Source organism: Streptomyces sp. WAC05292, from assembly GCF_003949955.1.
Taxonomy (GTDB): domain Bacteria; phylum Actinomycetota; class Actinomycetes; order Streptomycetales; family Streptomycetaceae; genus Streptomyces; species Streptomyces globosus.
In genome coordinates, this window is sequence record NZ_RPSE01000241.1 from 1 (window position 1) to 9,393 (window position 9,393).

Genomic DNA, 9,393 nt, shown 5'->3' on the forward strand with positions numbered 1-9,393 from the left:
CAGCAGGAACAGCGTGCAGAACATCGCCAGCAGCATGCCGGTGATCACTTCGACCAGGACGGTCACGCCCTGCAGACCGGTCGAGGTGATCTCGCTGGTGCTCGTCCCGATCGCATCGCTCAGACTCGACGCGATGTCGCTGATCTGCTGCTCCGTCACGTGGAGCGGGCTGTTCAGCAGCCACCGCTTCAGCTCCTCGATGCCCTCCTGGAGGCGGTCGGTAAGGTTCCCCAGGTTGTCCAGCACCTGCCAGGTGATGAACCAGCCGATCAGGCCGAGGACGAGGAACCCGCACAGGGCCGTCACCGCGGTCGCGAGTCCCCGCGACAGCCCGGCCCGGTGCAGCCGCGCGACGGTCGGCTGGAGCAGCGCGGTGACCAGCAGCGCCGCGACGAACGCCAGCACGACCAGCCGCACCGACCCGATCACCTGCATCACGACCCACACGGCCGCCGCCAGCACCAGGAACCGCCAGCCGGCCTCCGCCGCGACCCGCACCCCCCACGGCACCGCCGCCGCCGGGTCCGCGACCCGCGCGCGGGCCCTGCGGGCCTCGGCGAACGCCCTTTGGCGCGCCGCCCGCTCCTCGGCGTCGTAGCGGGCCTGCATCCGCGCCCGGCGTTCGCCGAGCGCGGTCGCGCCGGCCTTCACACGGCCGGACCAGTTCCTGATTCCGGGCATTCCCACGCTCCTTCCGTCCCGCCACCCGTCTGCCCCGCATCCATGGGATCAGGCAGCGGGCCCGAACCGGCCCGGGCGGACGGACGAGTCCCCCGTCCGGCCGTCATCCGGGCGGGTGCCCAGCGGATGCCCGGCGGCCCGGCCCGCGGCAGGCTGCGGTCAAGGCCCGCCATCACCGCACAGACGAGGATCCAGCCATGTCCCACCTCCGGCGTACCGGCGTCATCTCCGGGGCGGCACTGCTCGTGCTCGCGGCCACGGCCTGCTCGGCCGGCAAGACCACCGTCGGCGAACTCACCTTCCGCGCCCACGACTCCCCGGTCGAGCTGACGTACTCCAACACCCCCGTGCAGGGCTGCCACCGCATCCGCCTCCCGCGCGGCGCTGCCCACGTGGAGAACAACACCCTCCTCGACGTCGTCCTGTACCGGACCCTCGACTGCCGGAAGGTGGAAGGCCGCGACGAGGGCACCTACATCCCGACGTCCAGCGCGAACGTGACCGCCCCCGACACCCTGCCCTGGCGAAGCTTCACCGTCGTCCACTGACCGTCCCGCACCGCCCTGCAGAAGCCGCCGCAGGCCGTCCCGACCGGGTGTTCCGGCGGGCCCGTCCGGGGCACTCCGCGGGGCGTCCGGATGCGGCGCCCGCCGCCGGAGGGGGATGCTGGCTGTGTGACCGGGAGAGAGGCGTGATCCGGCGGCGGACCACCGCCCGCGGGACTCCGTACCGGCCGGACGGCCGCCGCGCCCGTTCCGGTGCGCCCTCGACCGCGGACGGGCCCGCGCACCGCAGGGAGCCCACATGAACGGGACCGCCGGCTACGAAGGACCCCACGGCCCCCTCGACGTGTCCCGGGCTGCCGTGGCGGTCCTCGACGGCGAGGGCCGCATCGTGGGCTGGAGCCCCGCCGCCGCCGACCTGCTCGGGTACGCCCCGTCCGAGGTCCTCGGCCGCGGCTTCGACGTCCTCGCCGCCGACCCCGGGGCGCTCCCGCCCACGCCCGGCACCCGGACCGTGCTGCGGCTGCGCCACCGCGACGGCGGCCCCGGCCGGCGCACCGCCGTCGCCGTCCACCCCCTGACCTCCGCGGACGAGGGCCGGCGCGGCCCCGCCGCCCCCGCCGGGCGGCAGCCCGCCCGCCTGCTCGCCATGGCCGACGCCGACGCCGCCGACCACTGGGACGCCCTCCAGTCGATGCTGCACGGGCTCGCCACGCAGTCCCCGATCGGCCTGGCCATCTACGACACCGACCTGCGCGTCGTGTGGACCAATGCCGCCCTCCGCAAGGAGATGGGCCCCGCCGACTACGCCGGGATCGGACCCGACGACATGGTCACCGACGGAGCGGTCGTCTCCCCGGGAATGCCCGGCACCCTGGAGGAGGTGATGGCCCGGGTCCTCGCCACCGGCAGCCCCGTCACCGACCTGCACTACAAGGGCCGCCCGCCCTCCGCGCCGGACCGCGACCACGTCTGGTCGTGCTCCTACTACCGCCTGGAGGGCTCCGCGGGCGCCCCCCTCGGCGTGTGCGAGGAGACCTTCGACATCACCGACCGCTACCTTGCCCAGCAGCGCCTCGACCTCCTCGTAAGGGCCGCCCGGCGGGTCGGCACCACCCTCGACATGGGCCGCACGGCACACGAGTTCGCCAACGTCACCACTCCGGAATTCGCCGACGCCGTCACCGTCGACGTCCTGGAAGCCGTCCTGCGAGGCGAACGGCCGCGCCCCGACGCCGGCGCCGACGACGCCTCCGTCCGGCTGTGGCCGCCGGAGCACCCCGGGGCGCCCGCCCCCGCCGACCCGCGGGGGCCCGGAACGCTCACCGTGCCGCTCCGCACCGAGGGGGCCGACCTCGGCCGGGTCACCTTCGCCTGGGAGCAGCGCACCGGCCCCTTCGACGCCGGCGAGCTGGCCGTCGCCGGGGAACTCGCCGCCCGGCTCGCCGTGTGCGTCGACAACGCCCGCCGCTACACCCGCGAGCACGCCGCCGCGCTCCTCCTCCAGCGCAGCCTGCTGCCCCGGCTGCTGCCGCAGCTGTCCGCCGTGGAACTCGCCTACCGCTACCTGCCCGCCGACATCGGGGCCGGCGTCGGCGGCGACTGGTTCGACGTCATCCCCCTGTCCGGGGCCCGCGTCGGCCTGGTCGTCGGGGACGTCGTCGGGCACGGCCTGAGCGCCGCCGCCACCATGGGCAGGCTGCGCACCAGCGTGCGGGTCCTCGCCCGCATGGACCTGGCGCCCGACGAGCTCCTCACCCGCCTCGACGACCTCGTCACCCAGGACACCGAGGAGCGGGCCGCGCCGCGCACCGCGGGGGAGGAGCTGCCCGACGCCGGCGGATTCGGCGTGACCTGCCTGTACGCCGCGTACGACCCGGTGTCCGGGACGTGCACGACGGCGCGGGCCGGACACCCCCTGCCGGCCGTCGTCCACCCGGACGGCACCGTGACGTTCCCCGAGCTGCCCTCCGGGCCGCCCCTCGGACTCGGCGGACTGCCCTTCGAGTCAGCGGAGCTGACGCTGCCGCCGGGCAGCCTGCTCGCCCTGTTCACCAACGGCCTCGTACAGGGCCGCGGCCGCGACCTCGACGAGCAGCTCGGCGTCCTGGGCGCGGTCCTCGGCCGGCACGACCGGCCGCTGGACGACCTCTGCGACGACGTCGTCGAGGCGCTCCTGCCGGGACCCGCCGAGGACGACGCGGCGCTGCTGCTGGTCCGCACCCGGGTGCTCGGCGGCAGGCAGGTGGCCTCCTGGGACCTGGACGACGACCCGCGGGCCGCCGGCCGGGCCCGCGCCGCCGCAGCCGCCCAGCTGCGCGAATGGGGCCTCGACGAGCTGGTGTTCACCACCGAGCTGGTGGTCAGCGAACTCGTCACCAACGCCGTCCGGTACGCCTCCGGCGCCCCCGTGCGGCTGCGGCTGATCCGCGACCAGACCCTCATCTGCGAGGTCTTCGACAGCGGCCACACCTCACCGCACCTGCGGCGCGCCGCAGGCGACGACGAGGGCGGCCGGGGCCTGTTCATCGTGGCGCAGACTACGCAGCAGTGGGGCACCCGCTACACCGGCGCGGGCAAGGTCATCTGGGCGGAGCAGGCCCTGCCCCGCTGAGGCCGACCGATGTCCGGGCCCGCAGGCCGGGCCGGCCGGGCCTGCGGGCCCGGCCGGCCCGGACCGGGCGGTCACGCCAGGTCGAAGCGGTCCAGGTCCATCACCTTGGTCCACGCGGCGACGAAGTCGTCCACGAACTTCCGCTTCGCGTCGTCGCTCGCGTACACCTCGGCGAGCGCCCGCAGCTCGGAGTTCGAACCGAAGACCAGGTCCACCCGGCTGCCGGTCCACTTCAGCTCGCCCGTGGCGGCGTCCCGGCCCTCGAAGGTGTGCGCGTCCGGCGAGGTCGGCTTCCACGCCGTGCCCAGGTCGAGCAGGTTGACGAAGAAGTCGTTCGTCAGCGCGCCGGGCGTCCGCGTGAACACCCCGAGGCCGCTCTCCCCGTGGTTCGCGCCGAGCACGCGCAGGCCGCCGACGAGGACCGTCAGCTCGGGCGCGCTCAGCGTCAGCAGGTTCGCCCGGTCGAGGAGGAGGAACTCGGCGGGCAGCCGGTAGCCCTTGCCCAGGTAGTTGCGGAAGCCGTCGGCGGCCGGCTCCAGCGCGGCGAAGGACTCGGTGTCCGTCTGCTCCTGGGAGGCGTCGACACGGCCCGGGGTGAAGGGCACCTCCACCGCGAAGCCCGCCTCCCGGGCGGCCTTCTCGACGCCCGCCGCGCCCGCGAGCACGATCAGGTCGGCGAGCGAGACCTGCTTGCCGTCCGTGCGGCCGGAGTTGAACGACTCCTGGATGCCGGTCAGGGCCCGCAGCACCCGCGCCAGCCGGTCCGGCTCGTTGACCTCCCAGCCGGCCTGCGGCTGAAGGCGGATCCGCGCGCCGTTGGCGCCGCCGCGCTTGTCGCTGCCGCGGAAGGACGAGGCCGACGCCCACGCCGTCGACACGAGGTCCCCGACGGTCAGCCCGGAGTCGAGCACGGCGGCCTTGAGGCCGGCGATGTCGGAGGCGTCGACGAGCTCGTGGGTCCGCTCGGGCAGCGGGTCCTGCCACAGCAGGGTCTCGGAGGGGACCTCAGGGCCCAGGTAGCGCGCGACCGGGCCCATGTCGCGGTGCGTGAGCTTGAACCAGGCGCGGGCGAAGGCGTCGGCGAACGCGGCCGGGTCCGCCAGGAAGCGCCGCGAGATCTGCTCGTACACCGGGTCGAAGCGGAGCGACAGGTCGGTGGTGAGCATCGTCGGAGCGTGCGTCTTCGCCGGGTCGTGCGCATCGGGGACGGTGCCCGCGCCGGCGCCGTCCTTGGGCCGCCACTGGCGGGCGCCGGCCGGGCTCTCGAACAGCTCCCACTCGTAGCCGAAGAGGATCTCGAAGAAGCTGTTGTCCCAGGCGGTGGGCGTGGTCGTCCAGGTGCCTTCCAGGCCGCTGGTGATGGTGTCGGCGCCCTTGCCCGTCCCGTACGAGCTGCTCCAGCCGAGCCCCTGCTGCTCCAGCGGGGCGCCTTCGGGGTCGGCGCCGACGTGGTCTGCCGGGCCCGCGCCGTGGGTCTTGCCGAAGGTGTGCCCGCCCGCGATCAGGGCGACGGTCTCCTCGTCGTTCATCGCCATCCGGCGGAACGTCTCGCGGATGTCGCGCGCGGCCGCCACCGGGTCCGGATTGCCGTTGGGGCCCTCCGGGTTGACGTAGATGAGGCCCATCTGGACAGCGCCGAGCGGCTCCTCCAGCTCGCGGTCCCCGCTGTAGCGGCGGTCGTCGAGCCAGGTGGTCTCCGGGCCCCAGTAGACGTCCTCGTCCGGCTCCCAGACGTCCGCGCGGCCGCCGCCGAAGCCGAAGGTCTCGAAGCCCATCGTCTCCAGGGCGACGTTGCCGGCGAGGATCATCAGGTCCGCCCAGGACAGGCTCTGGCCGTACTTCTTCTTCACCGGCCACAGCAGGCGGCGCGCCTTGTCGAGGTTGGCGTTGTCCGGCCAGCTGTTCAGCGGGGCGAAGCGCTGCTGGCCCGCGCCCGCGCCGCCGCGGCCGTCGCTGATGCGGTAGGTGCCGGCGCTGTGCCAGGCCATGCGGACGATGAACGGCCCGTAGTGGCCGAAGTCGGCCGGCCACCACTCCTGGGACGTCGTCAGGACCTCGGCTATGTCCCGCTTGACGGCAGGCAGGTCGAGGGCCTGGAAGGCGGCGGCGTAGTCGAAGTCCCCGCCGAGCGGGTTGGCCACGGCGGGATTCTTCGCGAGGATCTTCAGGTTGAGCCGCTCCGGCCACCACTGGCGGTTCCCGCCGCCCTGGGTCGGGTGCGGGGCGCGCCCGTGCGCGACCGGGCAGCCGCCGGCCCCTTCCGTCTTCGCGTCTACGACGATTGCGTCATCGTTCTCGGGCATGGGAATCCTTCCGGATCAGGTGGATCGCGGTGCTCAGGAACTGCCGGCGGTGGACCGGCGGGGCACGGGCTCCGGCGGGTGGCCTCGGCCCGGTGCGACCCGGAGGGACGGCGCGTAACCGTCCGCCGGGAGGTGCGCCGGTCGCGCGCCCGCCCAACTCGTCCTGTCCGCCCGGCCCTTGGTTTGTCGCCGGAAGCGATCCTACGATGGACGAAGTCCAAGTCAATGCGGCAACCAGATCCGAATCAACTCGGCATTCGGACAATGCACATTTAGGCTGGTGGGGCATGAGCGACCTGGTGGGACGGCTGCGCGCACGCGGCTGGCGCATGACGGCTCAGCGGCGGGTGGTCGCGGAGGTGCTGGACGGCGAGCACGTCCACCTGACCGCGGACGAGGTGCTGGCGCGGGCCACCGCCCGGCTGCCGGAGGTCTCCCGCGCGACCGTGTACAACACCCTCGGAGAACTGGTGGCGCTCGGCGAGGTCGCCGAGGTGACGACCGACGGCCGCGCCAAACGGTACGACCCCAACGCCCGCCGCCCCCACCAGCACCTGGTGTGCTCGGGCTGCGGCGAGATCCGGGACGTCCACCCCGACGGCGACCCGCTCGCGGCCCTGCCCGCCTCGGAGCGGTACGGCTTCGCCGTCTCCGGGGCCGACGTCGTCTACCGCGGACTGTGCCCGGCCTGCGCGGCGATGTGAGGGCCCGCGGCCACGAGCTCCCACGTCCGGATGCGGACGGACACGACACCGGCCCCGTACGCTGCCCGCAAGCGCGGGCAGCGCGCCGTGCCGGCCTACGGTCCCTCTTGATCCTCCGGCCGCGGGCGGTCCTCCAGCGCCAGGACCAGGGCGAGCTGCTGGAGGATCTCCTCGCTGGTCTCCGAGGGCCCACCGCAGTCGTGCGCGTCGGCCAGCGCGTCGAAAGCGAGCAGGAAGCCGTCCACGAGCGCACTCAGCGGCTCCGACAACTGCTCCAGGACCGCACAGCCCGCCTCCGCCGCCGTCGCCTCGGCGGGGACCACGAAGCTGGTGGGCATGGCCTCGCCCAGCAGATCCGACACCAGCTGCTCCCCGGCACCCGACCTGACGGCGGTGATCGCGGCGATCGCCCGCAGCTTGACCTCGTTCTCCCTCATCGCCGGCCCGCGTCCTCTCGTGCACGGAACGGCTGCGCAGAAGCCCCCTCGTCGGCCGCGCGCGCGTCCAACACCACGGTGATCGTCTTCCCGGTCCCGCCGGGACCGCCCGCCCGCACGTCCACGCGCTCGGCCAGGCGTTTGACCATCTGCCAGCCGAAACGGCCCGGAACCGACGCGGGGGAGGGCCGGTCGACCGGGAAACACGGCTCCGCGTCAGCCACCTCGACGACGGCCCGCGGCGGCAGGCAGCGCACCGTGAACGCGGTCGTCCCGCCGGCATGACGGCGGGCGTTCGACACCAACTCGGTGACCACCAGCAGGGCGGCGTCGATGTCGTGGTCCACCACCCCGTGCGCGGAAAGGACAGCGCGCGCGGTGCGGCGGGCCTCCTCGCAGGTGAGGGCGCTGTGGCCGGCGTGGCTGCGCCGGCCGGTTTCGGCGCTGTGGCTGATGTTGTTGGTGTGGCTGATGTGGCGGGCGTGGCCGGTGCGGCCGGTGTACGGCGGTCCCATGCCCCGCTCCTCCCTACGGCATGAGTGGATCACGAGTGGATTCGGACGGCGGTGCCACTGCGCTGCACCCCTCCGACTGGGCGGCGAGCCCGTCGGGCACGCCCCTCGCAGAGCGTCTGTCCGTACGGCCGGAGCCGAAACCGGCCGCCGACGACCCGATGCGGCACGATCGGAGGTTTCGTCCTGCGGACGAAGCAGGACCGCTGTTTCGCTTCCGAGGCTGCGGTGCCTCCGCAGGGGCGCGGAGCATTGAGTGGTGACCCCGGCCGGGTGGAGGTGAGATCCCGATGACCGCCCCACCGCACCCCGACGGCCACCGCCTCCAGACGCCCGCACCGGCGCGCACGCTCCTCACCCTCGACGGGCTGCCGGGAGGCCGCGCCGCGGCCCTGGTCGTCGGCGAGATCACCGACACGACGGCACCGCCACTGCGGCGCAGCCTGCTCGCCGCACTCGGCTCCTCCGCACATGGCCTCGACCTCGACCTGTCCGCCGTCGCCTTCTGCGACATCGCAGGCCTCCACCTGCTGCTGGACCTGCGCGCCCGCGCCCTCGAAAGGGGCCGCACCCTGCGCGTCACCGCCGCCTCCCCCCTCGTCCGGCAACTCCTCGAAGCCACGGCCTGCTGGATCCCGGTCGCCGCCGACCCCGCATCCTCAGCCCCCTCGCTCCTGCTCACCACCGAGCTGCGCCGCGTCCTCGTACGGCCCGGTGGGGCGTCACCCGCGCTGCGCGGCGCGGGCGGCACCCTCCAGGTGCGCCTCGAGGGCGCCACGGCGACGGTGACCTGGCCGGCGGTCCCGTCCGGAACCGCCGCCGACGGACCGGGCCTGCGCCTCGCCCGCGCAGCGGTCGCATCGGCCCTGCACCGGGCGGGCTTGCGCACCGTACGCCACCGCTCGGCGGCCGCCACACGAGCGCGAACGGCCCTGTCCGGGCCGCCCGCGGCGCGGCGGGGGCCCGGCTGAGGGACAGCGAGTGGGCCGAGCGTCAGTTTGAGGAGGGGGTGAGGGGCGGGCGCGCGCCCCCTGAACGCCCGGGTCAGCTGCCGTCCGGAGTCCACAGGTCTGCCAGGCGGGCCGTCCCGGGGCCGATCCCGTCCCATGGACGGGCCACGGTCAGGACGGCGACGGAGGACGTGGGAAAGGCCTGGTCGAGATGGTTCCGCAGGCCCTTCGCGCCGCTGCCGGCCAGCGCGGCCGCCAACTCGTGGACAGCCGGATTGTGGCCGACCAGAAGAACCCCGGACAGCTCGGGAGCCTGCCGGCGCAGCACGGCGAGGAGTCCGCCGGCGTCCGCATGGTAGAGCTCTTCCGTGTAGTAGGCCGGCGGCGGGGCGGACAGGTGGGGGAGCATCATCTGCCACGTACGGCGCGTGCGCAACGCCGTCGAGGACACGGCCAAGTCGACGCGATGACCCGACCCCTCCAGCCACCGCCCGGCTTCGCCGGCGTTGCGCCGCCCGCGCGCGGTCAAGTCCCGGTCAGGGTCCTCGGCGGTGTGCTTGGGCACGGCCTTCCCGTGCCGCACGACGACGATCAGCCGCCGGTCACTGTCACCGGTCTCGCTCACGGGACACCTCCGATCCCCCTTGCGGGCTCACGTGTGCCCGGGGGGAGGGGGAGCAAACGTGGGG

9 protein-coding genes are annotated in these 9,393 nt (G+C 74.4%); 4 read left to right on the forward strand and 5 right to left on the reverse strand.

What is annotated here, in order from left to right; all coding sequences use genetic code 11:
- The coding region (locus EF903_RS22130; RefSeq protein ID WP_125545811.1) for an AI-2E family transporter at positions 1-681 on the reverse strand (681 nt) is incomplete at its 3' end.
- Between the two features lie 197 nt (positions 682-878).
- Here EF903_RS22130 and EF903_RS22135 point away from each other — a divergent pair.
- Together EF903_RS22135 and EF903_RS22140 are read left to right on the forward strand one after the other, a co-directional pair.
- On the forward strand, positions 879-1,229 hold the full coding sequence (locus tag EF903_RS22135) for a hypothetical protein (protein ID WP_125545813.1): 351 nt from the start codon (positions 879-881) through the stop codon (positions 1,227-1,229).
- Between the two features lie 256 nt (positions 1,230-1,485).
- Entirely contained in the window at positions 1,486-3,798 is a 2,313-nt protein-coding gene (locus tag EF903_RS22140) for a SpoIIE family protein phosphatase (RefSeq protein WP_125545815.1), read from the forward strand.
- A 71-nt stretch (positions 3,799-3,869) separates the two neighbouring features.
- Here EF903_RS22140 and katG read toward each other — a convergent pair whose 3' ends face one another.
- Entirely contained in the window at positions 3,870-6,101 is a 2,232-nt protein-coding gene (gene katG / locus EF903_RS22145; protein WP_125545817.1) for a catalase/peroxidase HPI, read from the reverse strand.
- 287 nt (positions 6,102-6,388) lie between these two features.
- Here katG and EF903_RS22150 point away from each other — a divergent pair, with 287 nt between their 5' ends.
- Entirely contained in the window at positions 6,389-6,805 is a 417-nt protein-coding gene (locus EF903_RS22150; protein ID WP_125545819.1) for a Fur family transcriptional regulator, read from the forward strand.
- Positions 6,806-6,900: 95 nt separating this feature from the next.
- On the opposite strand, the gene EF903_RS22155 is transcribed toward EF903_RS22150, so the two are convergent.
- Together EF903_RS22155 and EF903_RS22160 are read right to left on the reverse strand one after the other, a co-directional pair.
- Positions 6,901-7,242: a hypothetical protein gene (locus EF903_RS22155; RefSeq protein ID WP_125545821.1), complete on the reverse strand. Its 342-nt coding sequence runs from the start codon at positions 7,240-7,242 to the stop codon at positions 6,901-6,903.
- Positions 7,239-7,757 carry an ATP-binding protein gene (locus EF903_RS22160; protein ID WP_125545823.1) on the reverse strand — a complete coding sequence of 173 codons (519 nt, stop codon included), beginning with the start codon at positions 7,755-7,757 and terminating at the stop codon, positions 7,239-7,241. The genes EF903_RS22155 and EF903_RS22160 overlap by 4 nt, the downstream gene beginning before the upstream one ends.
- 287 nt (positions 7,758-8,044) lie before the next feature.
- On the opposite strand from EF903_RS22160, the gene EF903_RS22165 reads away from it, so the two are divergent.
- Positions 8,045-8,725 carry an STAS domain-containing protein gene (locus EF903_RS22165; protein ID WP_125545825.1) on the forward strand — a complete coding sequence of 227 codons (681 nt, stop codon included), beginning with the start codon at positions 8,045-8,047 and terminating at the stop codon, positions 8,723-8,725.
- Positions 8,726-8,798: 73 nt separating this feature from the next.
- Here EF903_RS22165 and EF903_RS22170 read toward each other — a convergent pair whose 3' ends face one another.
- The gene (locus EF903_RS22170) at positions 8,799-9,329 is read right to left on the reverse strand and encodes a histidine phosphatase family protein (protein WP_125545827.1); all 531 of its coding nucleotides are present in this window, start codon (positions 9,327-9,329) and stop codon (positions 8,799-8,801) included.
- Positions 9,330-9,393 lie beyond the last annotated feature (64 nt).

Excerpts from the sequence above, each read along its gene's own strand:
- EF903_RS22160 (WP_125545823.1), bottom strand. The coding sequence starts at position 7,757 with ATGGGACCGCCGTACACCGGCCGCACCGGCCACGCCCGCCACATCAGC.
- EF903_RS22165 (WP_125545825.1), top strand. The coding sequence starts at position 8,045 with ATGACCGCCCCACCGCACCCCGACGGCCACCGCCTCCAGACGCCCGCA.
- EF903_RS22140 (WP_125545815.1), top strand. The coding sequence starts at position 1,486 with ATGAACGGGACCGCCGGCTACGAAGGACCCCACGGCCCCCTCGACGTG.
- EF903_RS22155 (WP_125545821.1), bottom strand. The coding sequence starts at position 7,242 with ATGAGGGAGAACGAGGTCAAGCTGCGGGCGATCGCCGCGATCACCGCC.
- EF903_RS22150 (WP_125545819.1), top strand. The coding sequence starts at position 6,389 with ATGAGCGACCTGGTGGGACGGCTGCGCGCACGCGGCTGGCGCATGACG.
- EF903_RS22135 (WP_125545813.1), top strand. The coding sequence starts at position 879 with ATGTCCCACCTCCGGCGTACCGGCGTCATCTCCGGGGCGGCACTGCTC.
- katG (WP_125545817.1), bottom strand. The coding sequence starts at position 6,101 with ATGCCCGAGAACGATGACGCAATCGTCGTAGACGCGAAGACGGAAGGG.